Here is a 25,701-nt window from a genome sequence, read left to right as displayed (position 1 = left end):
TGCACGACAGGACGCCGTGGGTGGCTCCTGGCAGCCGGTGTGTCGGGTATCAGCTGCTCTCGGAAGCGCGCTCGGCAATCCTGGTGAGGAGGCGGGCGTGCACCTTCTCGGGGAGCATGTCGGAGACGTCGCCACCGAAGGTGGCCACTTCCTTCACGAGCGAACTCGACAGGTAGCTGTAGGTGGGGTTGGTCGGGATGAAGAGGGTGTCGACGCCACTGAGCTTCTGGTTCATCTGCGCCATCTGCAGCTCGTAGTCGAAGTCGTTGGCGCCGCGCAAGCCCTTGACGATCGCCGTGATCCCTTGCTGCTTGGCGTAATCCACCAGAAGGCCGTGCCAGGAGGAGACCCGCACGTTGGGCAGATCGGCGGTCGAGTCTTCGAGCATCTCGATGCGTTCCTCGACGGTGAAGAGGCCACGCTTGTTCTTGTTGACCATGACGGTCACGATGACCTCGTCGAACTGCGCGGCAGCCCTGCCGATCACGTCAAGGTGGCCATTGGTCACGGGGTCGAAGGATCCGGGGCAGACAGCGCCAGTCATGAGTCCAGACCGTAGCAGGTCGCCAATTCGATTCTCGCCTCGCCGTACTTCTTCGCCTTGACGGGCGCGAAGCCGTCGGGCCAGGCCGTCTCGGGTGACCTCGACGACCGCTCGAGCACCACGATCGAGCCGTCGCCGACCCAGCCGTTGACCCGCAGGTGGCCGAGGACCGTCTGAACCGCCGCATCGTCGACGGCGTACGGCGGATCCGCCATCACCAGGTCGTACGGCCGGTCGGCGGTGCCCGCGAGCACCGCGGCCACCGGAGCGCCGCGGACTTCCGCACCGGGCAGACCGACCGTCGTCACGTTGTGCTTGATGATGCCCGCCGCCTTCGAGTCGGACTCGACGAGGACGACACGATCCGCACCCCGGGACAGCGCCTCGAGGCCGAGCGCCCCCGATCCCGCGTAGAGATCGAGGACGGACGCGCCCTCGAGGTCCATCCTGCTGTGCAGTGCGCTGAACAATGCCTCGCGGACCCGGTCCGAGGTGGGCCGGGTCCCGCTCGGCGGGACCCGCAGGCGTCGACCGCCTGCGAGTCCCGCGATGATCCGAGTCACTCGCTCGCGGACTCCCCCGTCGCCACGACGGCGAGGAGGTCGCCGCCCTCCACCTGCTGGACCGATCCGATGGCCAGCCGGGAGACGGTGCCACCGCGGGGTGCGGTGATGGCCGCTTCCATCTTCATGGCCTCGATGGTGGCGATCGTGTCGCCCGCGGCGACGTGCTGGCCCTCGCTGACCGCGAGGGTCACCACACCGGCGAACGGCGCCGGCACGTGGCCGGGGTTGTTCTTGTCGGCCTTCTCCGCGGCGGGGATCTCACTGGAGATCGACCGGTCACGCACCGACACCGGACGCAACTGCCCGTTGAGGATGGCCATGACGGTGCGGTAGCCACGCTCGTCGGGTTCGGAGATGGCCTCGAGTCCGATGAGCAGCTCGACACCCTGCGCGAGGCGGACCCGGTGCTCGTCGCCGCGGCGCAGGCCGTAGAAGAACTGGTTCGCCGACAGCTGCGAGGTGTCGCCGTACTTGTCCCTGTGCTCGAGGAATTCCTTCGTCGGGCCGGGGAACAGCAGCCGGTTGAGCGTCGCGCGGCGTTCCGCGGACGTGCCCGCGAGGGCCTTCTCGTCCTCCGCCGACAGCGGCACCTCGGGCTTGGCGTCGCCGCGGCCTTCGAGTGCCCGGGTGCGGAACGGTTCCGGCCAGCCCCCGGGCGGGGTGCCCAGTTCGCCGCGCAGGAATCCGACCACCGAGTCGGGGAGGTCGAACTTCGCCGGGTTCTCCTTGAACTCCTCGGTGGAGGCACCGGAGCCGACGAGGTGCAGGGCGAGGTCGCCGACCACCTTCGACGACGGGGTGACCTTCACCAGCCGGCCGAGCATCCGGTCGGCGGCCGCGTACTTGGCCTCGACCTCCTCGAACTTGTCGCCGAGCCCGAGGGCCACGGCCTGCGTCCGCAGGTTCGACAGCTGACCGCCCGGGATCTCGTGCGTGTAGACACGCCCGGTGGGGGCGGGCAGCCCGGACTCGAACGGGGCGTAGACCTTGCGCAGCGCCTCCCAGTACGGCTCGAGGTCGCACACCGCCTGCAAATCCAGGCCGGTGTCGTGCTCCGAGTGCGCCGCCGCCGCCACGATCGCCGACAACGCCGGCTGGCTGGTGGTGCCGGCCAGCGCGGCCGAGGCGCCGTCGACGGCGTCCGCGCCCGCCTGCCATGCGGCCAGGTACGTCGCGAGCTGTCCGCCCGGGGTGTCGTGGGTGTGCACGTGCACGGGCAGGTCGAAGTTCTTGCGCAGCGCGGTCACCAGGGTGGTGGCGGCCGGGGCGCGGAGCAGTCCGGCCATGTCCTTGATCGCGATGATGTGCGCACCGGCCTCGACGATCTCCTCCGCCAGGCGCAGGTAGTAGTCGAGGGTGTACAGCTTCTCGTTCGGGTCCGACAGGTCGCCGGTGTAGGACAGGGCGACCTCGGCGACCGAGGTGCCGGTCTCGCGGACGGCGTCGATGGCCGGCCGCATCTGGTCGACGTTGTTGAGGGCGTCGAAGATGCGGAAGATGTCGATGCCGCTGTTGGTGGCCTCCTCGACGAACGCCCGCGTCACCTTCTCCGGGTACGGGGTGTACCCGACGGTGTTCCGGCCGCGCAGCAGCATCTGCAGGCAGATGTTGGGCACGGCCTCACGCAGCGCCGACAGCCGGTACCAGGGGTCCTCGTGCAGGAACCGCAGCGCCACGTCGTAGGTGGCACCGCCCCACGCCTCGATCGAGAGAAGTTCCGGCGTCATCCGGGCCACGTGCCCGGCGACGTCGAGCAGACCGCTGGTGCGCACGCGGGTCGCGAGCAGCGACTGGTGGGCGTCGCGGAACGTCGTCTCGGTGACCGCGAGTGCCTTCTGCTCCCGCAGCGCCTTGGCGAATCCCTCCGGCCCGAGGGCGAGCAGCTTCTGGCGGCTGCCGTCCTGCGGCGGGGCGGACAGATCGATCTGGGGCAGCTTGTCGCGCGGGTACACCGCGGACGGGCGCTCGCCGTGCGGCTTGTTGACCGTCACGTCGGCGAGGTAGGACAGGATCTTGGTGCCGCGGTCGGCGGAGCTGCGCAGCGTGAGCAGCTCGGGACGCTCCTCGATGAACGAGGTGGTGACCCGTCCCGCCTTGAAATCGGGGTCGTCGAGCACGGCCTGCAGGAACGGGATGTTCGTCGACACGCCGCGGATGCGGAACTCGGTGACCGCGCGGCGGGCACGGGCGACGGCGGTTTCGAAGTCGCGGCCGCGGCAGGTGAGCTTGACGAGCATCGAGTCGAAGTACGCGCCCACCTCGGCGCCGAGGGTGGCACCGCCGTCGAGACGGATGCCTGCGCCACCCGGTGTGCGGTACGCGGTGATCCGACCGGTGTCCGGACGGAACCCGTTGGCCGGGTCCTCGGTGGTGATGCGGCACTGCAACGCCGCACCGCGGAGCTTGACCTTGTCCTGGCTCAGGCCCAGATCGGCGAGGGACTCCCCCGACGCGATCCGCAGCTGCGACTGCACGAGGTCGACGTCGGTGACCTCTTCGGTGACGGTGTGCTCGACCTGGATGCGCGGGTTCATCTCGATGAACACGTGGTTGCCGCGGGTGTCGAGGAGGAACTCGACGGTGCCCGCACAGGAGTAGTTGATCTCCTTCGCGAACGCGACGGCGTCCGCGCAGATCTTCGCCCGCAGCTCCTCCGGCAGGTTCGGGGCCGGCGCGAGTTCGATGACCTTCTGGTGGCGGCGCTGCAGCGAGCAGTCCCGCTCGAACAGGTGGATGACGTTGCCCTGACCGTCGGCCAGGATCTGGACCTCGATGTGCCGCGGGTCGACGACGGCCTGCTCGAGGAACACCGTCGGATCACCGAACGCCGACTCCGCCTCGCGGGCAGCGGCCTCGATGGACTCCTTGAGCTGCGCCCGCTCGGCGACCCGGCGCATGCCGCGGCCACCGCCGCCGGCGACGGCCTTGACGAACAGCGGGAACTGCATGGTCTCGGCCGCGGCCAGCAACTCGTCCACGTCGGCGGACGGCTCCGACGATGCCAGCACCGGCAGACCGGCCGCCTTCGCCGCGGCGATCGCGCGCGCCTTGTTGCCGGTGAGCTCGAGCACCTCGGAGGAGGGACCGACGAACGTGATGCCCGCCTCGGCGCACGCGGCGGCGAGATCCGGGTTCTCGGAAAGGAAGCCGTAGCCGGGGTAGATGGCGTCGGCGCCTGCCTGCTTGGCCGCGGAGACGATCTCGTCGACGGAGAGGTACGCCCGAACCGGGTGTCCCTCCTCGCCGATCTGATAACTCTCATCAGCCTTCAGACGGTGGATCGAGTTCCGATCCTCGTACGGGAACACCGCAACCGTTCCAGCACCTAGTTCGTAGGCGGCACGGAAAGCGCGGATCGCAATTTCGCCACGGTTGGCGACCAGGACTTTGGAGAACATTGGAGCAAACTACCCCGTCGAAGACGGCCGTGGAGAACAGGCATCCCACATTGCAAGATTCTCCACAAACTTCACAAAGATGCCCCTGACGTGTGCGAATTCTGCAACAGACCCGAAACAGACGTGCGAAGTTCTCACGTTTTCTCCAAATATTCGATGCGGTCGGCGTCGAGCGCCGACGTCACCATCGCCGACAGCCCCGGGTGATTTTCGAGCCGCGGATCGTCGGCGATCACCGACCGCGCGAACTCGGATGCCGCCGCGATGACGTCCTCGTGGCCGAGCAGCGACAACAGCCGCAGCGTGGACGTCGTGCCCGACTGCGCCGCACCGAGGATGTCTCCCTCGCGGCGGGTGGCGAGGTCGAGTTGCGCGAGTTCGAAGCCGTCGTTGGTCGACGCGACGTTCGACAGTCGCTCGTAGGCGGGGCCGCCCGGATTCATTTCCGTGACGAGAATGCACAGGCCCTGGTGTCTGCCCCGGCCGACGCGGCCGCGCAGCTGGTGCAGCTGACTGACACCGAACCGGTCCGCGTCGACGATCACCATGATCGTCGCGTTCGGGACGTCGACGCCGACCTCCACCACCGTGGTGCACACGAGGACGTCGATGTCGCCGGCCGTGAAGTCGCGCATCACCGCGTCCTTCTCGTCCGCGGGCAGCCTGCCGTGCAGCAGTCCCACCCGCAGGTCGGCCATGATGTCGCCGCTCAGTTCCTCGAACACGTCGACGGCGGACTTCGTCTCGGGCGCCTTCTCGTCGAACGTGTCCTCGCCGTCGCCCTTCTCGCCGTCGCCGATCCGTGAGCACACGACGTACGCCTGCCGCCCGTCGGCGACGTCCTCGCGGATCCGTTCCCACGCCCGCGCGACCCACTGCGGCTTCTGGGACGCTGGTACCACACTGCTCTTGATCGGGGAACGCCCCTTCGGCAGCTGGCGCAGCGTCGACACCTCCAGATCGCCGAGCACCGTCATCGCGATGGTGCGGGGAATCGGGGTCGCCGTCATCACCAGCAGGTGCGGGCTCAGCCCCTCCCGCGCCCTCGACCGCAGCCGGTCGCGCTGTTCGACACCGAACCGGTGCTGCTCGTCGACGACCACCATCCCGAGGTTGAAGAACTCCACGTTGTCCTGGATGAGGGCGTGCGTGCCGATGACGATTCCGGCGTCGCCGGTGATCGCCTCGTTCATGGCCGTCCGCTTGGCGGCGACGCCCATCGACCCCGTCAGCAGCGCCACCCGGGTCGCCTTCTCGTGCGCGCCGAGTTCCCCGGCGGTCGCGAGGGATCCGAGCATCGCCCGCAGCGATCGGGCGTGCTGCGTGGCGAGCACCTCGGTGGGCGCGAGCAGCGCGCACTGGTAGCCGGCGTCGACCACCTGGAGCATGGCGCGCAGCGCCACGATCGTCTTGCCCGAACCGACCTCACCCTGCAGCAGCCTGCTCATCGGGTGTGGTTGCGCCAGATCGGCGGAGATCTCGTCGGCGACCGAATGCTGACCGTCGGTGAGCTGGAACGGGAGCATGCTCTCGAACACGTCCGCGATCCCGCCGGGCACGGGCGGGCACGCCGGCGCGACCCGCTCGGCGTTGTCGTGGCGGCGACGGGCGAGCACCAGTTGCAGCGCGGTCGCCTCGTCGAACCGCAGCCGGTCGTGGGCGTTCTCGACGTCCTCGCGGGTGTCGGGCAAATGGACCGACCGCAGGGCTTCGTCGAGTCCGATCAGGTCCCGTTCGGCCCGGATGTTCTCCGGCAGCGGGTCGTCGACGTGGTCGAGCTGGTCCAGGATCTGGCGGACGCATTTCATGATCGTCCAGCTCTCCACGTCCCGGGTCGCGGGGTAGAGCGGGATCAGCGCGAGGTCGAACACCGACATGTCGACCCCGGCCCCGGCTTCCTGCGACGCCCGGGCGATGCCCGCGAGATCCCCGGCGCCGCGGATCCGGCCGACGTTCACGACGGGGTCCTCGCTACCCGCGCGCGGTTCGGGAAGGACGAGGTAGCTGGGGTGGGTGAGGCTCCATTTGCTGCGGAAGTACTTCACCGTTCCCGAGAACATCGCGCGCACGCCGGGCTTGATCACGTGCTTGACCTTCTGCGGACTGAAGAAGGTGACGTCCACGTTCTGGGTGTCGGTCGACAGGACCACCTTGAGCATGCTGCCCGGCCGGTTCTTCATCTTCACGACGGCCGCGGACGTGACCCGGGCGATGATCGTGATGTGCTCGCCCTCCGGCGGGTCCTTCTCGGCGAGTTCCCGGCCCTGGGAGGCGTACCGGTGCGGGTAGTGCCGCAGCAGGTCCTCGACCGTGCGGATGGCGAACGCCTCCTCGAGCGCGTCGGCGGTCTTCTTCCCCAGCAGATGATCGAGCCGGTCGGACAATGTGGCCATCGAATTCCTCATTCCACCCCGAGTTGCAACAGATCTCCAGGTTGTCCTCCGTGGTAGATCATCACCTCGACGCCGGGGTGCCGCTGCGAGATGTGATCGGCCAGTTCGGTGTCGAGCCCCCCGGGCGCTTCCGAGCCCATCAGGAGTGTCACCAGTTCTCCACCCGCACCGAGGACGAGGTCGACGAGCCGGCGTCCGGCGGCGACCGCGTCCGGTTCGATGACGATCACCTCGTGCCCCATCAGTCCGATGCCGTCGCCCGGTTCGCACGTGCCCACGTAGGTGAGGGCGCGTTCGCGGGCGATCCGCAGCGACCCCCAGCGGGTGGCGGCGGCGGCCTCGGACATCGCGAACGCGTCGTCCACCGCCTCGCGCTCGGGATCGTGCACCGCCAGGGACGCGAGTCCCTGCACCATCGCGGACGTCGCGAGCAGCAGGACCTCGTGCCGGGCGTCGCGCGCCGCGGCGCTGACCGCGACGAGTTCCTGTGCCGTCAGCGCGCCGTTGGGGAGCACCAGCACTTCGGTCCGTCCCATCTGCCGGATGACGCCGAGGAGCTGGGCGCGGGTGACGGGGGCGTCGTCGCAGCGCAGGATCGTCGCGCCCTCGCTCGCGAACAGTTCGGCTGCGCCGTCCCCGGCCACGACGGCGACGATTCCCCGCTCGCCCTGATCGGGCCGGGTGCGGACCGGCGGAAAGAGCAGCCCCTGGTCCCGCGCGTCCACGAGAAAGCTGCTGACCCGGATTCCGTGGACGCGTCCCGCCGCGAGCCCGGCTTCCACGGCGGCGCCCGCGTCCGTGCAATGCACGTGCACCGACCAGCCGCCGCCGCCGTCGCCGACGATCACGATCGAGTCCCCGAGGTCGTTCAGTGCGCTGCGCAGCCCCGCCATCCGGGCCTCGTCGGACTCCGCCACCAGGTACATCACCTCGAAGTCCTGGTCCGCGCCCTCGTCGCAGTCGGGTCCCGGATGCGCGTGTGCGGCCTGCGGCGCGGCGACGGACACGGGTTCGGCGCGGCGTGCGGACGGCGTGCGCCGCGGAACGTGGAGTGCGATCGGCGGACGATCCGGCGGCGCACCCGTCACGGCGGTGACGAGCGCGTCGAGGATCACCACGAGTCCGAGTCCGCCCGCATCGACGACGCCCGCGGTGCCCAGCACCTCGAGTTGCGACGGCGTCCTGGTGAGCGCGGCGGCCGCCGCATCGGCGGCGGCGCGCGCGGTGTCCGCGATCGGCGCCTCGTCCGGGAATTCCGCCGCAGCGTCGGCGGCGCAGCGCAGCACGGTGACGATGGTGCCCTCCACGAGGTAGCTCACCGCGTCCGTCACCAGGTTGGTGGCCATCAGCAGTCCCGTGCGGACCGTCCGGGTGTCGACGGCGGACGCGACGGCCGCTTCCGCGACCCCCCGCAGCACCTGGGACAGGATCACCCCGGAATTGCCGCGCGCACCGGCGACCGCGCCCCGCGCCAGGGCGATCGCCACCTGCCGGACGTCCTTGGTGCCGCCGTCGGCGCCCGCGTACTCGTCGATCGCACCCAGCGCCGCACGCATCGTGAACAGCAGGTTGGTGCCCGTGTCCGAGTCCGGGATCGGAAAGACGTTGAGGCTGTTGATCTCCTCGCACCGCCGTTCCAGTCCCGCGACGGCGGTCCGCGCCCACGACTCGAGGACTCGACCGTCCATCGGGAGCTCAGGGGCCACTGTCGTCCTCTCCGGCCGGGGAATGGGAAGGTGCCGCCAGACTAGTCGGGGGACGGTGATCGGGCCCGCGGTCCGAGCCGTTCGGGACCGGGTTTGGCCATTCCCCACTCGAGCGGCTACTCTTGCACGGTTGCCTCGTTAAGGGCGCACTTGCTGTGCCCTGTTTCCACGAGGCCAGCAAATTTCACAGTTCACTATCTTGAAGGAGTTCGCGACTATGGCTGCCGTCTGCGACGTATGCGCCAAGGGGCCCGGCTTCGGTAAGTCGGTCTCGCACTCGCACCGGCGTACCAACCGTCGCTGGAACCCGAACATTCAGACTGTTCGTGCCGAGGTTGCCCCCGGAAACACCCGGAAGGTCAACGTCTGCACGTCCTGCCTGAAGGCTGGAAAGGTTGCTCGGGGCTGACCCGACGCTGCGTGCGATGTCACTGCGCCCCCGACACTTCGGTGCCGGGGGCGCAGTTTTTTCTGTCACGACTGCGCCCGCCCCGCTTCGGCATCGTCGCAGCGCATCGGGGCACGTCGGGCACCGGCAGGGGCCCACGTAGGGTGCAACGGTGACTTCTCTCGATGGATTCAGCAAAGTACAGCTCGAAGACGGCGTCCTGCGCGTCACGATCGCGACGGCGGAGAACGGCACCTCGCTGGACGGCGAGGGCTTGGTGCAGGGTGCCCGCGCACTGGAAGCGGTCGGTGACCGGATCGGCAGCGTCCTCCTCGTCGGTGAGGGCCCGAACTTCTGCGCGGGCGGCAACGTCCGCGCCTTCGCGTCCGCACCGGTGCGCAGCGAGTGCGTCGCCGAGGTGGCGGGCGTCTTCCACGACTTCGTTCGGGCACTCGACGCCGTGACGGTTCCGGTGATCGCCGGTGTCCACGGCTGGGCGGCGGGCGCCGGCATGAGCCTCGTCTGCCTCACGGACGTCGCGATCGGCGGCCCCGGCACCAAGCTGCGCCCCGCCTACCCGTCGATCGGCTACACGCCGGACGGCGGCATGTCCTGGACCCTGCCGCGCATCGTCGGCGACGCCCGTGCGCGGGAGATCCTGATCACCGACGCCGTTCTCAGCGGTGACGAGGCCGTGCGCCTCGGCATCCTCAGCCGCCTCGTCGGCGACGACGTCGTCCAGGACGAGGCGCTGCGCCTGGCCCGCACCCTCGCGGCCGGCCCGACGTCGTCCTACTCGGGGATCAAGACACTCGTGCGCGATTCGCGGTCCCGCACTCTCGCCGAGCAACTCGACGCGGAGGCCGAGTCGATCGCCGCTGCGGCCGACAGTCCGGTGGGACGCGAGGGCGTCGACGCCTTCATCGAAAAGAGGCGTGCCGATTTCGCGTCAGTGAAGTGAAGAGACGTGCCGATTTCGCGTCGGTGAAGGAAACGCAGGACTGACGAGGTCGTACGAGCCGTCCCGGCGGCGGCTTTACGGCAGCTGCCAGTTCACCGGTTCCGCGCCCAGGCCGTCGAGGAGTTCGTTCGCGCGGCTGAACGGCCGCGAACCGAAGAATCCGCGCGACGCCGACAACGGTGAGGGGTGCGCCGACTCGATCGTCGGCACGTCGCCGAGCATCGGTTTCAGGGTGGACGCATCCCGGCCCCACAGAATCGCGACGAGGGGTTCGGGGCGCGCCACGAGAGCGCGAATGGCCTGTTCGGTCACTGCCTCCCAGCCCTTCTTCCGGTGCGAGGCCGGGAGTCCCGGCTGCACGGTGAGGACCCTGTTCAGCAGGAGCACGCCCTGGCGGGACCACGGGGTGAGGTCGCCGGTGGTCGGCGTCTGATAGCCGAGGTCCTCGCTGTACTCGGTGAAGATGTTGCCGAGGCTGCGCGGAACCGGCCTCACCTCCGGAGCGACCGAGAAGCTGAGACCGACGGCGTGACCGGGTGTGGGGTACGGGTCCTGGCCCACGATCAGGACCTTGACCTCGGAGAACGGGTGGGTGAACGCCCTCAGGACGTTCTCACCGGCGGGGAGGTACTCACGACCGCCGGCGATTTCCGCGCGCAGGAATTCGCCCATCTCCGTGATCCGTCCGGACACCGGCTCGAGTGCCTCGGCCCATCCGGCCTCGACGAGGTCCGACAGCGGCGCCGCCATCAGTCGAGCCTGCGCAGCGACTCGCGGTAGTAGGCCGCGTTCGCGGCGTACATCTTCACGTTCCTGTCGAGGTGCCCCTCGGGGACCTCGTAGCCCTGCCGGATCTTCGCGGGGACGCCGAGCGCCATGCTCCGCGGCGGAACCTCGAACTTGAACGGGACGACGGCGCCTGCTCCGACGATCGACCCTTCGCCGATGACCGAACCGTTGAGCACGATCGAACCGGACGCGATCAGGCAGTGGTCGCCGATCGTCGATCCCTCGATGTGCGCCGCGTGGCCGACGACGCATCCCGAGCCGATGACGGTGGGATCGAACACCGTGCAGTGGATGACGGTGCCGTCCTGGATGTTGGTGTCGGCGCCGACGGTGATGGTGCCGTAGTCGGCGCGGAGCACGGCCTGCGGCCACACCGAGGTTCCCGCCGCCAGGGTCACGTTTCCGATCACCACGGCGTCAGGGTGGACGTAGGCGTCCGGATGGATGTCGGGTTCGCGGTCCCCGAGCGCGTAGATAGCCATGCGTGCAACCTATACCGCGAAACTCTGCCAGCCGCCGGCCCCCGGCCAGGTCTCGCCGTCGACCGAGATGCCGGACCCGTCGTGGACGACGCCGATCCGGGTCCACCCCGCCGGGAGCGGGACGTCGGCAGGGAAGGTGGCGGTGAAGCCGTGGTCCTCTCCCCCGGTGAGCACCCATTCCCAGTGGTCGGCGCCGAGACTCGTCGCCGCCGACACCAGTTCCGGTGACACGGTCATGTCGGATCTGGTGAGCGACATCCCGACTCCGGAGGCGTCGCAGATGTGGCCGAGATCCGCGAGGAGCCCGTCGGAGATGTCGGTCATCGCGTGAACACCGCCGTCGGCGGCGGCCCAGGCCGCGGCATACGGCGGGGTGGGGACGCGGTGCGCGGCGAGAAGGTCCGGGAAATCCGTGGATCCGCCGAGCAGCAGCGCGAGACCGGCCGCCGATCGGCCGAGTTCCCCGGCCACCGCGACCACGTCCCCCGGCCGCGCGCCCGACCGCCGGATCGGGCTCCGCCCGCCCAGATCGCCGAGGACGGTGACGGAAATCACGACCTGGGCGGCCTGCACGAGATCCCCGCCCACGACGCCGGCTCCGAGTTCCTCGGCGCTCTCCCCGATCGCCGCGGAGATGCCGTCCGCCACGTCGATCGGCGTGTCCGGCGGCAGACCGAGAGATACCAGGAACGCCGTCGGCCGCGCACCCATCGCCGCGACGTCGGCGGCGTTCTGGGCCACCGCCTTGCGGCCGATGTCTCGCGGCGAAGACCAGTCGAGGCGAAAATGCCTGTCCTGCACCAGCATGTCGGCGGACACCGCCACCCGCCCGTCGGCCGCGCGGACGAGGGCGGCGTCGTCTCCGGGTCCGATCAGGGTGGTCGGGGGCTGCACCCGGCCGTCCACCGCACGGCCGATGACGGCGAATTCGCCGACGTCGGCGACGGTGCGGGGCGGAGTCGGGTCCGGGGAATCCGTCGGTGTGATGGTGTGCCTCCACGCGCGCCGTAGTGTCGGGTGACCCGCGCGACGGCCGTGGGTCCGGTCGACGGAATGTGCGACTGCGGTACCTTTTAGCTGTTGCCGGGACTACTCGGCACGTGACCGATCAGCGCGCCGAAGCACCCGCGACTCTACCGAGATACCTGCGGGGCGGAACAGGGAAGGGCCGGAGCGAGAGTGCAAGCGTTCATCCTGATCCAGACCGAAGTCGGCAAGGCTGCGGCGATTGCGACCGAGATCGCGAAGATCACCGGAGTGCGGACCGCGGAGGACGTGGTCGGACCGTACGACGTCATCGTGCGGGTGTCCGCCGACGACGTCGCTCCCGTCGTCAAGGAGATCCGTCAGGTCGCCGGCATCACCCGTACCCTCACCTGCGACGTCCCCGAAAAGTCTGCGAACAAGAACTGAGCATGTCCGATCCCGAACCCGAACAGAACGCATCCGACGGCACTTCCGGCGCGGCTCCCGCGGAGCGACGGAATCCGGCGCTCATCGCGACGGCCGTGGCACTACCCGTTGCCCTGATCATCGGCATCGTCGTCGCCGCGGTGTTCGCCGGGCGGAACCCGGCCAAGGAACCCGTGTCGCTGGGTCCGGTGCCCGCGCCGGCGTCCGGCTCCGCGGAGTGCGCCGCCCTGATGGCGGGCCTCCCCGACGCGCTGGGCGACTACACCCGGGCGGAACTCACCGAACCCGCACCCGAGGCGACCGCCGCGTGGCAGCCGGCCGAGGGTGAACCCCTCGTGCTGCGGTGCGGCCTGGACCGTCCCGCGGAGTTCGATCAGGCGTCAGCGCTTCAGGTGATCGACGGGGTGCAGTGGTTCGAGATCTCCGGTGCGAGCGCCGGAATCGACGCGAGCAGCTATTTCGCCGTCGACCGCGGCGTGTACATCGGACTCACGGTTCCTACCGGGGTGGGCCCGACGCCGCTCCAGGACATCTCCGGCGCCGTGTCGCAGGCACTGCCGCAGAAGCCCCTCGATCCGGCGCCGGTCGCCAATCCCTGAGCGCAGGACCGCCGTTTCGCTACCGCAGGCCGGTACCGCGCGCGAGGGCGGTGTCGACGAGGGTCGAGACGAGGGTGCCGTAGTCGACGCCCACCGCGTCCCACATGCGCGGGTACATCGAGATCGACGTGAATCCCGGCATGGTGTTGATCTCGTTGATCACCGGGCCGTCCTCGGTGACGAAGAAGTCGACGCGCGCGAGTCCCTGGCAGTCGAGCGCGGAGAATGCGCGCACCGCGAGTTCGCGGATCTCGTCGCTGACCGAGTCCTCGAGTTTCGCGGGCACGTCGAACTCGCACACGTCGTCGAGGTATTTGCTGTCGAAGTCGTAGAACGCCTCGTCGTCTTCGTCGGTGCCTTCCGGCATCCGGATCTCGGCGATGACGCTGGCCCGCACTTCGCCGTCCGGGAACTCGAGGACTCCGCACTCGACCTCGCGGCCGTGGATCCCCGATTCGACGATCACCTTGGGATCGTGCCTGCGGGCGTGGGTGATGGCGTCGTCGAGTGTGGCCCAGTCGGCCACCCGGGTGATGCCGATGGACGACCCGCCGCGGGCAGGTTTCACGAACACCGGGAGGTGGAGGCGCGACTTCTGTTCGTGGGTCAGCGTGGCGGTGCCGGGGCGCAGGACGACCTGGAACCCGATCGGCAGGCCTTCCGCGGCGAGCAGTTTCTTCGTGAATTCCTTGTCCATGCCAGCCGCGCTCGCGAGCACGCCGGGACCGACGTACGGGACACCGGCGAGTTCGAGCAGGCCCTGGATGGTGCCGTCCTCGCCGTAGGCGCCGTGCAGGACTGGGAAGACGACGTCGACGGACGCCAGGATCTTGCCCGCTTCGCCGTCGTCGAGGGCGACGAGGTCGCCGGACCGCGTCGGATCGGCGGTGAGCGCCAGTGCGGACCCCTCGGCATCGACGCTGGGCAGCGCGCGGCCGCGGATGGAGAGCGTCTCGGGGTCGGTGGAGGCGAGAACCCACGAACCCTCGGTGGTGATGCCGATCGGCACCACCTCGTACCGTTCCGGGTCGAGGTTCCTCAGGACGCTTCCGGCCGACACACAGGACACGGAATGCTCGTTGCTGCGGCCACCGAAGATGACGGCTACCCGGGTACGCGGTTTACTCACGACACAAACCGTACCGTCGCCGTGACCCACTCACCGCACCCACCTCTCCTCACGTTTCCTCCGCCGACCTCAGGACACGACGGGCGGCACGCACGTCACAATGCGGACAATGCACTCTCGAGATCGGCGACGAGGTCGTCGGTGTCCTCGATTCCACACGAGAGCCGCACGAACCCGTCGGGCACGGGGTCACCCCATCGGGCCCGGCGGTCGGCGGTCGTGTGGATACCGCCGAAACTCGTCGCCGGTACGAGGAGGTCGCTGCCGGCCACGAGCCGGTGGAACTGTTCGGCGGAGTCCACCTCGAACGTCACCAGCCCGCCGAACCGGCTCATCTGCCCGGCGGCGACGGCATGCGCGGGATCACCGGGCAGCCCCGGGTACCGGACGCGGTGGGCCGCCGGGTGCGTCTCCAGCAGGTCCGCGAGCGCCAGGGCGTTGGCGCATTGCCGCTCGAATCGCAGCCCCGCCGTTCCGAGGCTGCGGTGGGCGAGCCACGTCTCGAACGGGCCCAGCACCGTGCCCGACAGCGCCCTCTCGCGTTCCATGCCGGCCAGGAAGTCGGCGTCCGACGCGGCGATATACCCCATGAGAAGATCACTGTGCCCGCTCAAAGTCTTTGTGCCGCTGGCGACTACCACGTCTGCGCCCAGCTCGAGCGGTTGCTGGCCGAGCGGGGTGGCTGTCGTGTTGTCCACCACGAGAACCGCGCCCGCGTTCGCGCACTGCTCGGACACGATCCGCAGATCCACCACGTCCAGGGACGGGTTGGCCGGCGTCTCGGCCACCACGACCGTCGTCCCCTCGGCGGAGGCCAGCAGTGCGTCGGCCGCCTCGCCGGCCATGTCGACGGTCCGCAGTTCGTGCACGGTGATGCCCATCGGCTCCAGACGCTCCCGCGCGTACGCGCGCACCTGGTAGTAGCCGTCGGACGGCACGACAACCGTGTCGCCTGCGGTGAGCAGACTCCGCAGCACGACGGTGATCGCCGACATCCCGGAGCCCACGACGAGCGCGCCCGCTGCGCCCTCGAGCGTCGCCAGTGCCGATTCGAGGTCACGCCAGCCCGGGTTGGAGGCGCGCGCATAGGTGTCGGATTCGCTCCCCTCGTCCGAGCTCAGCTGGTACGGCGCCGCGAAGACCGGACCCCTCTGCATCGGAGAACCGGGAACTTTATCTGCTGCAACGGCTTTGACGCAGCGGGTCGAATCTCCACTCACGTGTCTCACTCCGGCTTCGTGCGGCGGCCGAGCAGCTGACCGATCGCGTCCTGCACCGCGAGCCCCTCGTGGCACACCCGGTGCACGGCGTCGGTCAGCGGCATCTCGACGTCGTAGCTGGAGGCCAGAGCCCGCACCGACGAGCACGATTTGACGCCCTCGGCGACCTGACCGTGGGTGGCCGCCTGGGCGCTCTCGATCGATCCACCCTGACCGAGACGTTCCCCGAACGACCGATTCCGGGACAGGGGCGACGTGCACGTGGCGACCAGATCGCCCACCCCGGCGAGACCCGCGAGGGTGGCTGGTTTCGCACCGAGCGCAACTCCGAGCCGGATGATCTCGGCGAGACCGCGAGTGATGATGCTCGCAATCGTGTTCTCGCCCAATCCGATTCCCGATGCCATACCGCAGGCGAGGGCGATGACGTTCTTGCAGGCGCCGCCGATCTCGCACCCGATGACATCCGAATTCGTGTACGGCCTGAAGTATCCGGTGGCCGAGGCCTTCTGCAGTTCCAGCGCCCGCGTCGAATCCGTGCACGCGACGACCGTCGCCGCCGGCTGACCGATCGCGATCTCCCGGGCCAGATTGGGCCCGGACAGCACGGCGACGCGTCCCGGATCCGCGCCGGTGACCTGAATGATCACCTGACTCATCCGCATCAGGGTGCCGGTTTCGATGCCCTTGGCGAGGCTCAGCATCGTCGCGTTCGCGGGGATCATCGGACTCCAGACCTGCAGGTTGTCGCGCAGGGACTGCGACGGCACCGCGAGGACGACGATGTCCGCGCCGTCGAGCGCGGCCCGCGCATCGTCGGTGGCGGTCAACGACGGAGGCAGGGCGATGCCCGGCAGATAGTCCGCGTTCTCGTGCCGCGTCACGATCGATTCGGCGACCTCGGCGCGTCGCGCCCACATGGTGACATCGGTCCCGGCGTCGGCCAGGACCTTCGCAAATGCAGTCCCCCATGAACCCGCTCCCAGTACCGCAGCCTTGCTCACACAGCCCCCTCGTCGTTCGTTACCCGATGCGTCGCCCACAGTATTGCCGATGCCGAGGTCGGGCGCCGCCCCGCTACCGAACTCGTTCGCTGCTCAGCCCCGACCCGGGCGTCCGGCGCACCACCCGGCGCGGGCTGGCAAGATATCCGCATGAGCACAGCGACCCGATCCGTGGCGCCGCGCGCGCACGTACTCGTCGCGGTGAAGGAACTCCACGCGGCCAAGACGCGACTGTCGGGCGTCTTCGACACGGACGACCGCACCGGACTGGTGCTGTCGATGCTGCGCGACACCCTGGCCGTCGTCAGCGACGTCGCGACGGTCGTCGGTGTCACCGTGGTCACGCCGGATCCCGCGGTGGCCCGGCTCGCACGCAGCGTCGGCGCGCACGTCTACGCCGACCCAGCCCCCGTCGCCGCCGAAAGTCGTCCGGAGGAGAGCGGCACCGAGCACGGTCTCAACGCGGCACTGGCCGCCGCGGCCGAGCACGTCCGCCGCAACGAGAGTGGAGTCGACGTCGTCGCACTGCAGGCCGACCTTCCGTCACTGCGCGGCGGCGAATTCGGCGAAGCACTCGCCGCGGCGAGAACCGGCGGCAGGTCGGTGGTCGTCGACCATCACGGCACCGGAACGGCCGCACTGTTCTCCTGCGACCCGGCGATTCCCCTCGATCCCCGGTTCGGACCGGGATCGGCGAAGCGGCATCTCGACTCCGGGGCCCGTCCTCTCGACGGCCACTGGCCGGGGCTGCGGACCGACGTCGACACCGCCGACGACCTCGATGCCGCGCAGGCTCTCGGCGTCGGACCTGCGACGCGTGCCGCCCTCGACGCGCTCGAGCACACCGCACCCTCGCGCTGCGGAAACGAATAGCCCGCGCACGCCTGTGAATTTGCCCCATCGATTGTCCGCGGCCGAATTCTCGAGGGATGATCGTGGGGTGAGCAACCGAGAAGCACTCGATCACCCGACCGACGTCGACGGAAAGAACGGAACCCGCGACGGGATCGTGACGGCCAACCCCACGAACGTTCCGATGGCTCCCCCAGCTGCGACGAGTGCCCTCACGAGCGCGCTGACGGACGGGCTCCCCGAAGATCGTTACCTCAACCGTGAACTCAGCTGGCTCGATTTCAACGCCCGGGTGCTCGCCCTCGCCGAGGACACGTCGCTGCCGCTGCTCGAGCGCGCCAAGTTCCTCGCCATCTTCGCGTCCAATCTGGACGAATTCTTCATGGTCCGGGTCGCGGGACTCAAGCGCCGCGACGAGACCGGCCTGTCCGTGCGATCCGCCGACGGCCTCTCCCCTCGCGAGCAACTCTCACTGATCGCGACCCGCACCCAGGAGATCTCGGAGAAGGCCGCGCGGGTGTTCCTCGACTCCGTTCGTCCTGCGCTTGCCGCCGAAGGGATCTCCATCATCGGATGGGACGAACTCACCGACGACGATCGCGAGCGACTGTCGGTGCATTTCCAGGACCAGATCTTCCCGGTGCTCACCCCGCTCGCCGTCGACCATGCCCACCCGTTCCCGTACATCAGCGGCCTGAGTCTCAACCTCGCCGTGACGGTGAAGGATGCGCTCACCGGTGGCGAACACTTTGCGAGGGTCAAGGTTCCGGACAACGTGGGACGGTTCGTCCGCGTCCGCCGCGACGAGACACCGTCCTCCATCGACGCGTTCCTGCCCCTGGAAGATCTGATCTCCGCTCACCTCGACATGCTGTTCCCGGGCATGGAGATCGTGGAGCACCATGCCTTCCGCATCACGCGCAACGCCGATTTCGAGGTCGAGGAAGACCGCGACGAGGATCTTCTGCAGGCCCTCGAGCGTGAATTGGCGCGCCGTCGCTTCGGTTCCCCGGTGCGACTCGAGGTCGCGGACGACATGACCGAGCACATGCTCGACCTTCTCCTGCGCGAACTCGACGTCGATCCCGGCGACGTCATCCAGGTGCCCGGACTGCTGGATCTGTCGTGCCTCTGGCAGGTGTACGCGGTCGACCGGCCCGCGCTCAAGGACGCTCCGTTCGTGCCGGCAACGCATCCGGCGTTCGGCGAGCGGGAAACACCGAAGAGCGTCTTCTCGACCCTCCGCGACGGCGACGTCCTGGTCCACCACCCGTACGACTCGTTCTCCACGAGCGTGCAGCGCTTCATCGAGCAGGCCGCGGCCGACCCTCAGGTCCTGGCGATCAAGCAGACGCTCTACCGCACGTCCGGCGACTCCCCCATCGTCGACGCCTTGATCACCGCCGCCGAGGCGGGCAAACAGGTTGTGGCACTGGTCGAGATCAAGGCGCGGTTCGACGAGCAGGCGAACATCAAGTGGGCCCGCAAGCTCGAACACGCGGGTGTGCACGTGGTGTACGGACTGGTCGGGCTCAAGACCCACTGCAAGACGTGCCTCGTCGTCCGCCGCGAAGGGTCCACCATCAGGCGTTACTGCCACATCGGCACGGGCAACTACAACCCGAAGACGGCCCGCCTGTACGAAGACATCGGTCTGCTCACCGCGGCGCCGGAGATCGGCGCCGACCTCACGGACCTGTTCAATTCGCTCACCGGCTACTCGCGGAAGACGCAGTATCGCAACCTCCTCGTCGCGCCGTACGGTGTGCGCCGGGGCATCATCGAGCGGATCGACGGTGAGATAGCGCACAAGTTGCGGGGCGAAGACGCCGGAATCCTCCTGAAGGCCAACGCCTTGGTGGACGAACAGGTGATCGACTCGCTCTATCGCGCATCCAAGGCCGGTGTGCCCGTCGAGATCGTCGTGCGTGGCATCTGCGCCCTCAAGCCCGGAGTTCCCGGACTGAGCGAGAACATCCACGTCCGGTCGATCCTCGGCCGTTTCCTCGAGCACTCGCGAGTCTTCCACTTCCGCGGCGCCGACGAATTCTGGATCGGCAGCGCAGACATGATGCACCGCAACCTCGACCGGCGCGTCGAGGTCATGGCGCAGGTGAAGGATCCTCGCCTCACCGCTCAGATCGGCGACATCGTCGACTCGGCGCTCGATCCCGTCACGCGGTGCTGGGTGCTCGGGCCCGACGGCCGGTGGGTTCCGTCGCCGGCACACGGCGAGGAGGTACGCGACCACCAGGAGGCCATGATGCGTAAACGAATGGGCACCGGATCCTGATCGCGGCGCAACCGCGGCAGTAGGGAAGGAACTCGGTGAGCAGCACACCCGGCAAACCGGTCAAAGCCAATATCTTCGCGGCGGGAGCAGTGCTGTGGCGAAAGTCTCCCGAGAATCCCGACGAGATCGAGATCGCGGTGATTCACCGGCCCAAATATGAGGACTGGTCGTTTCCCAAGGGAAAACTCGACCCCGGTGAAACCGCTGTGGTGGCAGCACTGCGCGAGGTGGAAGAAGAGACGGGTATTCGCGGGCGCCTCGGCAGGCATCTCGGCGCGTTGACCTATCCGATTCCGGGGCACCGCCGGTTGAAACGAGTCGAATACTGGGCGGCCGAGGCCCGCGCCGGCGAATTCGTCGCCAACAGCGAAGTGGACGTGATGCGGTGGCTTCCGGTACCTGAGGTGGCCGATCAGCTGTCCTATCCCATGGATCGCAAGATGCTCCGCCGGTTCACGGCTCAACCCCCCGACACCGCGACCGTGCTGCTGGTGCGGCATGCCAAGGCGGGAAGCCGGAAACGGTACAAGGGCGACGACGCGACCCGGCCCCTGGACGCGAACGGCGTACTGCAGGCCGACGCGCTCGTAGCCCAGCTCGAGGCGTTCGGGGCCACCGACATCACGTCGGCCGATCGGACGCGGTGCACGCAGACGGTCGACCCGCTGGCTCGCGCCCTGGACACGACCGTCCGGTTGGATCCGCTCCTGTCCGAGGAGAGTTACGCCGCCGACCCGGCAGCCACCCGTACCCGCGTCCGCAAGATCGCCGCGCTCGGCGGGGTTCAGGTGATCTGCAGTCAGGGCGGCGTCATTCCCGATCTGCTCGACTGGTGGGCGGACATCGACGGCGTCGCACTACCCCCGGCACGGAACAGGAAGGCGAGCACCTGGGTGCTCTCCCTGTCCGGGGGCAAACTCATCGCCGCCGACCACATCGACAGCCCGCTGCCTCCCACGCGGAAGGACTGAGGCCGCCGGCCGGATTTCATCCGGGAACGACGACGACACAGACAGGCGCCAACCCCCAGGGTCGGCGCCTGTCTGTGTTCGGGAAGACCCGTGTGCGCTGTCTTACTTGGCGCGCTTCGCGGGAGCCTTCTTCGCTGCGGTCTTCTTTGCAGCCGTCTTGGCCGGAGCCTTCTTGGCCGCAGTCTTCTTCGCGGCCACCGTCTTGGCGGGAGCGACCTTCTTCGCGACGGTCTTCTTCGCTGCCGCGGTCTTGGCCGGAGCCTTCTTGGCCGCAGTCTTCTTCGCAGCCACCGTCTTGGCGGGAGCGACCTTCTTCGCGACGGTCTTCTTCGCTGCCGCCGTCTTGGCGGGAGCGACCTTCTTCGCGACGGTCTTCTTCGCTGCCGCCGTCTTGGCCGGAGCCTTCTTGGCGGCGGTCTTCTTCGCTGCCGTCTTCTTGGCAGCAGCCTTCTTGGCGGCGGCCTTGGTGGCGGGCGCCGCTGCGCCGCGCTTGACTGCCGGACCGGTGGCCGGAAGCTTCTGGCCGCCAGCGATAACCGCCTTGAACTGAGCGCCCGGACGGAACGCCGGCACCGACGTCGGCTTGACCTTGACGGTCTCACCCGTGCGCGGGTTACGTGCGACACGTGCTGCACGACGCCGCTGCTCGAAGACGCCGAAACCGGTGATGGTCACGCTGTCGCCGCGGTGCACTGCCCGGACGATCGTGTCCACGACATGCTCGACAGCTTCCGTTGCCGTGCGCCTGTCCGTGCCCAGTTTCTCGGTCAGAACATCGATGAGCTCTGCCTTATTCATTGAAATTCCTCCGCGAACTAATGGTCCATCATCGGACCGACTACGAACTACGGTAAACCTGAATACCGCAGGAGTCTATGTGCCACGCCAATTCTCAAACAACGCGGCACCATTCTCAGGAACTTATTATCTCGGAGACAAGGCTCCGATTCCAACTTTCAGTCGGCCGAAGTGGGCTCCGGAAGAGTCACAGGTTTCCAAGAAGGCCTTGCCTTTTCGAACTCGGAAATGGCTTCTACCTGCCGTAATGTCAATCCGATGTCGTCGAGACCCTCGAGCAGACGCCACCGTGTGTAGTCATCAATCGCAAAGGGCACCACGGTGGTTCCGGCGGTCACGGTCTTGTTCTCGAGGTCGACGATCAATTCGAGACCGGGCTGTTCGTCGAGCAACTTCCAGAGCAGTTCGACGTCCGACTGGGACACCTGAGCGGCCAGCAGACCGGCCTTGCCGGCGTTGCCCCGGAAGATGTCCGCGAACCGGGACGCAATCACGACCCGAAATCCGAAGTCGGATAGCGCCCACACGGCGTGCTCCCGGGAGGAGCCGGTGCCGAAGTCCGGTCCCGCGACCAGAACGCTGCCCTTGTCGTACGGGGCGACGTTGAGGACGAAGTCCGGATCGTTCCGCCACGCGGCGAACAGACCGTCCTCGAAACCGGTGCGGGTCACTCGTTTCAGGTAGACCGCCGGGATGATCTGGTCCGTGTCCACGTTGGATCGCCGCAGCGGAACGCCGATACCTTTGTGTGTGCTAAAGGATTCCATCGAAAAATCTCCTAAATTCCTTGGGTCCTAGGCCAGATCTGTCGGCGCGGACAGGGTTCCCCGGACTGCGGTCGCGGCGGCGACCAGCGGCGAAACCAGGTGAGTCCGCCCGCCCTTGCCTTGACGGCCTTCGAAATTGCGGTTGGACGTGGAGGCCGAACGCTCGCCGGGCGCGAGCTGATCCGGGTTCATGCCGAGGCACATGGAGCAGCCCGCCTGCCGCCATTCGGCGCCGGCGGCGGTGAAGATCTCGCCGAGACCCTCCTTTTCGGCCTGGGCGCGGACCCGCATCGAACCCGGCACGATCAGCATCCGGACCCCGTCGGCGACGTGCCGCCCGCGCAACACGTCGGCCACGGCCCGCAGATCCTCGATCCGGCCGTTGGTGCACGAACCCACGAAAACTGTGTCGATCGCCACGTCACGCAACGGAGTTCCGGCTTCGAGACCCATGTAGGTCAACGCCTTCTCCGCGGCGTGACGTTCGCTCTCGTCCACGATCTGCTCGGGATCCGGCACGGTCTCGCCGAGCGGCAGACCCTGGCCCGGGTTGGTACCCCAGGTCACGAACGGCGTCAGCGTGCTCGCGTCGATGTGGATCTCGTTGTCGAAAACCGCACCCTCGTCGGTCTTCAACTGCTCCCAGGCCGCCACCGCGGCGTCCCAGTCGGCGCCCTGCGGCGCGTGGGGGCGTCCCTTGATGAACTCGTAGGTGATTTCGTCTGGGGCGATCATGCCTGCCCGCGCACCGGCCTCGATGGACATGTTGCAGATGGTCATCCGCGCTTCCATCGACATCTTCCGGATCGCTTCGCCGCGGTACTCCAGGACGTAGCCCTGGCCTCCGCCGGTTCCGATCTTCGCGATGACGGCCAGAATGAGATCTTTGCTCGTCACGCCTTCGGGCAATTCGCCGTCGACGGTGATCGCCATCGTCCGGAACGGACGCAGAGACAACGTCTGCGTCGCCATGACGTGTTCGACCTCACTGGTGCCGATACCCATCGCGATCGCACCGAAGGCGCCGTGGGTGGACGTGTGGCTGTCGCCGCACACCACGGTCATACCGGGCTGGGTGAGACCGAGTTGCGGGCCGACGACGTGAACGATGCCCTGGTCGATGTTTCCCATCGGGTGCAGCCGGACGCCGAATTCCTCACAGTTGCGCCGGAGCGTGTCCACCTGAGTCTTGGAGACGGGGTCGGCGATCGGCTTGTCGATGTCGACGGTGGGGACGTTGTGGTCCTCGGTGGCGATCGTCAGGTCGGGCCTCCGGAGCGGGCGCCCCGCCAGCCGAAGTCCGTCGAATGCCTGCGGACTCGTCACTTCGTGAACGAGATGCAGATCGATGTAGATGAGGTCGGGGTTGTCTCCCTCGCCCCGGACCACGACGTGGTCGTCCCACACCTTCTCTGCCAGGGTGCGTGCTTTGTCGGCCATCTTCTCCACCTCTGTGTGTCTCTCGCACCGCGGGCTTCGGGCTGGTCCGCCGTGCGCTTGTTGTCGTTACTGTCTTCCCGGACACGCACTCGACGTGAGACGAAGGTGCGCTATGATCCCAATATGCGAGAAAGTGGTATCGACCTATGAGACAGCATAGCGGCATCGGGGTCCTTGACAAAGCGGTGGGCGTGCTTCATGCCGTGGCCGAGAAGCCCTGCAGCCTCACCGAACTGTGCTCGCGCACCGGACTCCCCCGCGCCACCGCCCATCGGCTGGCCGTCGGGCTCGAGGTCCACCGCCTCCTGACGCGTGATTCCGACGGGCTGTGGTGCCCCGGTCCCGGCCTCGCCGAACTCGCTGCAACGGCTAACGATCCGCTCGTCTCGGCGGCGGCTCTCGTCCTTCCGCGACTGCGCGAGATCACCGGCGAGAGCGTGCAGCTGTACCGCAGGGAAGGTACGCAACGCATCTGCGTGGCGGCGATGGAGCCGCCCACCGGCCTCCGCGACACCGTTCTCGTGGGAGCACGCCTGCCGATGAGCGCCGGTTCGGGCGCCAAGGTCCTCCTCGCCTGGGCCGACCCGCAGACCCAGCGCACGGTTCTCCCCGACGCGGCGTTCGGCGAGCGCGTGCTGCTCGAGGTCCGCCGCCGCGGATGGGCGCAGAGCGCCGCCGAGCGTGAACCCGGCGTCGCCAGTGTCGCCGCACCCGTGCGGGACTCCGCGGGCGCTGTCATCGCGGCGATTTCGGTGTCCGGCCCCATCGACAGGATGGGCAGACGCCCCGGCGCCCGGTGGGCTGCCGACCTCCTCGCCGCCGCGGAGGCGTTGCACAAGAGACTCTGACCACTCACGACCGATACTCACCGCGACAGGAGAAGCCGATGGGGAAGAACCAGCGATCGCAGATCACGATGACGGATTCGGAGATCACCGAATTCGTGGACCGGAGCCGGATCGCCACGCTGGCAACGGTGGCAGCCGACGGCAGGGCCCATCTGGTCGCCATGTGGTACGCCGTGATCGACGGCGAGATCTGGTTCGAGACGAAATCCAAATCGCAGAAGGCGGTCAACCTGCGCCGCGACGACCGGGTCACCGTGCTGATCGAGGACGGCCAGACGTACGACACCCTGCGTGGAATTTCGATCGAGGGCCGGGCGGAGATCGTGGTGGATCCGGACGCGATGTTCGCCGTCGGCGTCAGCGTGTGGGAACGCTACACAGGGCCCTACACCGACGATCTGCGTCCCGCCATCGATCAGCTGCTGCACAAGCGGGTGGTCGTGCGGATCGTTCCCGAGCGCATCAGGAGCTGGGACCACGCCAAGCTCGGCCTTCCCGCGATGCCGGTGGGCGGAACCACGGCCGCATACGTGGAGACGGCCGACCGCCGCGACTGATATCGGGCAGGGCGGAAAAACAGGAGCATTCTCGGTGCCCTCGGCGTAGCTTCACAGAGTGAACCGACTACCCGAGGGAGTTCACCGTGACTGACGCCGATAACGAGGACACGAAAAAGAAATTCCGCGAAGCACTGGAGCGGAAGAATCATCAGGCCGGGCTGTCCGCCGATCACAAGGACGCGGATTCCAAGGTGCACCATGCGCACGGGCCTGCCGACCACAAACGCGAATTCCGCCGCAAGACCGGATAAACGCATCATCCCTATATATAAAGAAACACCCTCCGATTACTCGGAGGGTGTTTCTTTTTGTAGCCCCGACGGGATTCGAACCCGCGCTACCGCCTTGAGAGGGCGGCGTCCTAGGCCGCTAGACGACGGGGCCAGGAACTTTGTCTTGCTTTGGAAGCTCAGCAAGCATAGCTTCCAGAAGTTCGGAGTCAAAATCGGCCGAACTTCCGCTGGGGTACCAGGACTCGAACCTAGAATGGCGGTACCAGAAACCGCTGTGTTGCCAATTACACCATACCCCAATGGCCGTTCTCGAACCGCTGAGCTTCTGCGCTCTGCGGCCCGCCTCG

General features: G+C 68.1%; 24 protein-coding genes and 2 tRNA genes. 10 read left to right on the top strand and 16 right to left on the bottom strand.

Annotated features, from left to right (window positions below):
• Positions 1–49: 49 nt before the first annotated feature.
• From coaD to I1A62_RS42855, 5 genes are all read right to left on the bottom strand, one after another.
• Positions 50–544 carry a pantetheine-phosphate adenylyltransferase gene (coaD, locus tag I1A62_RS42875; protein ID WP_124392768.1) on the bottom strand — a complete coding sequence of 165 codons (495 nt, stop codon included), beginning with the start codon at positions 542–544 and terminating at the stop codon, positions 50–52.
• Positions 541–1,107, bottom strand: a complete 567-nt coding sequence (gene rsmD, locus I1A62_RS42870) for a 16S rRNA (guanine(966)-N(2))-methyltransferase RsmD (protein ID WP_206005279.1) — start codon at positions 1,105–1,107, stop codon at positions 541–543. Before rsmD ends, coaD begins: the two co-directional genes overlap by 4 nt.
• Positions 1,104–4,508 (bottom strand): pyruvate carboxylase, encoded by a 3,405-nt coding sequence (locus tag I1A62_RS42865; protein ID WP_219458096.1) that lies wholly within the window; start codon positions 4,506–4,508, stop codon positions 1,104–1,106. Before I1A62_RS42865 ends, rsmD begins: the two co-directional genes overlap by 4 nt.
• Before the next feature lie 134 nt (positions 4,509–4,642).
• Complete coding sequence (gene recG, locus I1A62_RS42860) at positions 4,643–6,901, bottom strand: ATP-dependent DNA helicase RecG (RefSeq protein ID WP_219458095.1); 2,259 nt, start codon at positions 6,899–6,901, stop codon at positions 4,643–4,645.
• Between the two features lie 8 nt (positions 6,902–6,909).
• On the bottom strand, positions 6,910–8,589 hold the full coding sequence (locus tag I1A62_RS42855; RefSeq protein ID WP_124393011.1) for a DAK2 domain-containing protein: 1,680 nt from the start codon (positions 8,587–8,589) through the stop codon (positions 6,910–6,912).
• Positions 8,590–8,824: 235 nt separating this feature from the next.
• Here I1A62_RS42855 and rpmB point away from each other — a divergent pair, with 235 nt between their 5' ends.
• The gene (gene rpmB, locus I1A62_RS42850; protein WP_005240429.1) at positions 8,825–9,016 is read left to right on the top strand and encodes a 50S ribosomal protein L28; all 192 of its coding nucleotides are present in this window, start codon (positions 8,825–8,827) and stop codon (positions 9,014–9,016) included.
• Positions 9,017–9,167: 151 nt separating this feature from the next.
• Positions 9,168–9,956, top strand: a complete 789-nt coding sequence (locus I1A62_RS42845) for an enoyl-CoA hydratase/isomerase family protein (RefSeq protein WP_206005282.1) — start codon at positions 9,168–9,170, stop codon at positions 9,954–9,956.
• Positions 9,957–10,031: 75 nt separating this feature from the next.
• On the opposite strand, the gene I1A62_RS42840 is transcribed toward I1A62_RS42845, so the two are convergent.
• From I1A62_RS42840 to I1A62_RS42830, 3 genes are read right to left on the bottom strand one after another with little or no spacing between them, the layout of a single operon-like run.
• Positions 10,032–10,706 carry a uracil-DNA glycosylase gene (locus I1A62_RS42840; RefSeq protein ID WP_219458094.1) on the bottom strand — a complete coding sequence of 225 codons (675 nt, stop codon included), beginning with the start codon at positions 10,704–10,706 and terminating at the stop codon, positions 10,032–10,034.
• Positions 10,706–11,227, bottom strand: coding sequence for a gamma carbonic anhydrase family protein (locus I1A62_RS42835; protein ID WP_124392762.1), 522 nt, complete (start codon positions 11,225–11,227; stop codon positions 10,706–10,708). Before I1A62_RS42835 ends, I1A62_RS42840 begins: the two co-directional genes overlap by 1 nt.
• 9 nt (positions 11,228–11,236) lie before the next feature.
• Positions 11,237–12,121 (bottom strand): thiamine-phosphate kinase, encoded by an 885-nt coding sequence (locus I1A62_RS42830; protein WP_374710726.1) that lies wholly within the window; start codon positions 12,119–12,121, stop codon positions 11,237–11,239.
• Between the two features lie 285 nt (positions 12,122–12,406).
• Between I1A62_RS42830 and I1A62_RS42825 the strand changes: the two genes are divergently transcribed.
• Both I1A62_RS42825 and I1A62_RS42820 read left to right on the top strand, forming a co-directional pair.
• Positions 12,407–12,640, top strand: coding sequence for an Lrp/AsnC ligand binding domain-containing protein (locus I1A62_RS42825; protein ID WP_072937768.1), 234 nt, complete (start codon positions 12,407–12,409; stop codon positions 12,638–12,640).
• A 2-nt stretch (positions 12,641–12,642) separates the two neighbouring features.
• Entirely contained in the window at positions 12,643–13,239 is a 597-nt protein-coding gene (locus I1A62_RS42820; protein WP_124392760.1) for a DUF3515 domain-containing protein, read from the top strand.
• A gap of 19 nt (positions 13,240–13,258) precedes the next feature.
• On the opposite strand, the gene I1A62_RS42815 is transcribed toward I1A62_RS42820, so the two are convergent.
• The 3 genes from I1A62_RS42815 to I1A62_RS42805 all read right to left on the bottom strand — a co-directional run bounded on the left by I1A62_RS42815 (position 13,259) and on the right by I1A62_RS42805 (position 16,592).
• On the bottom strand, positions 13,259–14,368 hold the full coding sequence (locus I1A62_RS42815) for a D-alanine--D-alanine ligase family protein (protein WP_124392759.1): 1,110 nt from the start codon (positions 14,366–14,368) through the stop codon (positions 13,259–13,261).
• A 95-nt stretch (positions 14,369–14,463) separates the two neighbouring features.
• Positions 14,464–15,588 carry a cystathionine gamma-lyase gene (locus I1A62_RS42810; RefSeq protein ID WP_124392758.1) on the bottom strand — a complete coding sequence of 375 codons (1,125 nt, stop codon included), beginning with the start codon at positions 15,586–15,588 and terminating at the stop codon, positions 14,464–14,466.
• A 5-nt stretch (positions 15,589–15,593) separates the two neighbouring features.
• Entirely contained in the window at positions 15,594–16,592 is a 999-nt protein-coding gene (locus I1A62_RS42805) for an NAD(P)H-dependent glycerol-3-phosphate dehydrogenase (protein ID WP_124392757.1), read from the bottom strand.
• 171 nt (positions 16,593–16,763) lie between these two features.
• Between I1A62_RS42805 and cofC the strand changes: the two genes are divergently transcribed.
• The 3 genes from cofC to I1A62_RS42790 all read left to right on the top strand — a co-directional run bounded on the left by cofC (position 16,764) and on the right by I1A62_RS42790 (position 20,708).
• Complete coding sequence (gene cofC / locus I1A62_RS42800; RefSeq protein WP_307720178.1) at positions 16,764–17,465, top strand: 2-phospho-L-lactate guanylyltransferase; 702 nt, start codon at positions 16,764–16,766, stop codon at positions 17,463–17,465.
• 67 nt (positions 17,466–17,532) lie between these two features.
• Entirely contained in the window at positions 17,533–19,737 is a 2,205-nt protein-coding gene (locus I1A62_RS42795) for an RNA degradosome polyphosphate kinase (protein ID WP_124392755.1), read from the top strand.
• 35 nt (positions 19,738–19,772) lie between these two features.
• The gene (locus tag I1A62_RS42790; protein ID WP_124392754.1) at positions 19,773–20,708 is read left to right on the top strand and encodes an NUDIX hydrolase; all 936 of its coding nucleotides are present in this window, start codon (positions 19,773–19,775) and stop codon (positions 20,706–20,708) included.
• A gap of 102 nt (positions 20,709–20,810) precedes the next feature.
• Here the strand turns inward: I1A62_RS42790 and I1A62_RS42785 are convergent, their stop codons facing one another.
• From I1A62_RS42785 to leuC, 3 genes are all read right to left on the bottom strand, one after another.
• Positions 20,811–21,506 (bottom strand): HU family DNA-binding protein, encoded by a 696-nt coding sequence (locus tag I1A62_RS42785; protein WP_124392753.1) that lies wholly within the window; start codon positions 21,504–21,506, stop codon positions 20,811–20,813.
• A 158-nt stretch (positions 21,507–21,664) separates the two neighbouring features.
• Positions 21,665–22,273 (bottom strand): 3-isopropylmalate dehydratase small subunit, encoded by a 609-nt coding sequence (gene leuD, locus I1A62_RS42780; protein ID WP_087556567.1) that lies wholly within the window; start codon positions 22,271–22,273, stop codon positions 21,665–21,667.
• A 27-nt stretch (positions 22,274–22,300) separates the two neighbouring features.
• Positions 22,301–23,722 carry a 3-isopropylmalate dehydratase large subunit gene (gene leuC, locus I1A62_RS42775; RefSeq protein WP_124392752.1) on the bottom strand — a complete coding sequence of 474 codons (1,422 nt, stop codon included), beginning with the start codon at positions 23,720–23,722 and terminating at the stop codon, positions 22,301–22,303.
• Positions 23,723–23,859: 137 nt separating this feature from the next.
• On the opposite strand from leuC, the gene I1A62_RS42770 reads away from it, so the two are divergent.
• The 3 genes from I1A62_RS42770 (at position 23,860) to I1A62_RS42760 (ending at position 25,372) form a co-directional block, all read left to right on the top strand.
• Complete coding sequence (locus I1A62_RS42770) at positions 23,860–24,561, top strand: IclR family transcriptional regulator (RefSeq protein ID WP_015890242.1); 702 nt, start codon at positions 23,860–23,862, stop codon at positions 24,559–24,561.
• Between the two features lie 38 nt (positions 24,562–24,599).
• A complete protein-coding gene (locus I1A62_RS42765; RefSeq protein WP_219458093.1) occupies positions 24,600–25,118 on the top strand; it encodes a pyridoxamine 5'-phosphate oxidase family protein in 519 nt (172 codons plus the stop codon).
• An 86-nt stretch (positions 25,119–25,204) separates the two neighbouring features.
• Positions 25,205–25,372: a DUF5302 domain-containing protein gene (locus I1A62_RS42760; RefSeq protein WP_150136595.1), complete on the top strand. Its 168-nt coding sequence runs from the start codon at positions 25,205–25,207 to the stop codon at positions 25,370–25,372.
• A 60-nt stretch (positions 25,373–25,432) separates the two neighbouring features.
• On the opposite strand, the gene I1A62_RS42755 is transcribed toward I1A62_RS42760, so the two are convergent.
• Together I1A62_RS42755 and I1A62_RS42750 are read right to left on the bottom strand one after the other, a co-directional pair.
• A tRNA-Glu gene (locus I1A62_RS42755) sits at positions 25,433–25,505 on the bottom strand.
• A gap of 76 nt (positions 25,506–25,581) precedes the next feature.
• Positions 25,582–25,653, bottom strand: a tRNA-Gln gene (locus tag I1A62_RS42750).
• Positions 25,654–25,701 lie beyond the last annotated feature (48 nt).

The organism is Rhodococcus sp. USK10 (assembly GCF_019378875.1).
GTDB lineage: Bacteria > Actinomycetota > Actinomycetes > Mycobacteriales > Mycobacteriaceae > Rhodococcus_F > Rhodococcus_F pseudokoreensis.
The sequence above is the reverse complement of the archived record's forward strand: the minus strand, read 5'-3'. Positions and strand labels throughout refer to the sequence as shown.

What these genes read in the sequence shown, in the direction of transcription:
- coaD (WP_124392768.1), bottom strand. Translation starts at nt 544, where the DNA reads ATGACTGGCGCTGTCTGCCCCGGATCCTTCGACCCCGTGACCAATGGC.
- I1A62_RS42865 (WP_219458096.1), bottom strand. Translation starts at nt 4,508, where the DNA reads ATGTTCTCCAAAGTCCTGGTCGCCAACCGTGGCGAAATTGCGATCCGC.
- recG (WP_219458095.1), bottom strand. Translation starts at nt 6,901, where the DNA reads ATGGCCACATTGTCCGACCGGCTCGATCATCTGCTGGGGAAGAAGACC.
- I1A62_RS42855 (WP_124393011.1), bottom strand. Translation starts at nt 8,589, where the DNA reads ATGGACGGTCGAGTCCTCGAGTCGTGGGCGCGGACCGCCGTCGCGGGA.
- rpmB (WP_005240429.1), top strand. Translation starts at nt 8,825, where the DNA reads ATGGCTGCCGTCTGCGACGTATGCGCCAAGGGGCCCGGCTTCGGTAAG.
- I1A62_RS42840 (WP_219458094.1), bottom strand. Translation starts at nt 10,706, where the DNA reads ATGGCGGCGCCGCTGTCGGACCTCGTCGAGGCCGGATGGGCCGAGGCA.
- I1A62_RS42835 (WP_124392762.1), bottom strand. Translation starts at nt 11,227, where the DNA reads ATGGCTATCTACGCGCTCGGGGACCGCGAACCCGACATCCATCCGGAC.
- I1A62_RS42820 (WP_124392760.1), top strand. Translation starts at nt 12,643, where the DNA reads ATGTCCGATCCCGAACCCGAACAGAACGCATCCGACGGCACTTCCGGC.
- I1A62_RS42785 (WP_124392753.1), bottom strand. Translation starts at nt 21,506, where the DNA reads ATGAATAAGGCAGAGCTCATCGATGTTCTGACCGAGAAACTGGGCACG.
- leuD (WP_087556567.1), bottom strand. Translation starts at nt 22,273, where the DNA reads ATGGAATCCTTTAGCACACACAAAGGTATCGGCGTTCCGCTGCGGCGA.
- I1A62_RS42770 (WP_015890242.1), top strand. Translation starts at nt 23,860, where the DNA reads ATGAGACAGCATAGCGGCATCGGGGTCCTTGACAAAGCGGTGGGCGTG.
- I1A62_RS42765 (WP_219458093.1), top strand. Translation starts at nt 24,600, where the DNA reads ATGGGGAAGAACCAGCGATCGCAGATCACGATGACGGATTCGGAGATC.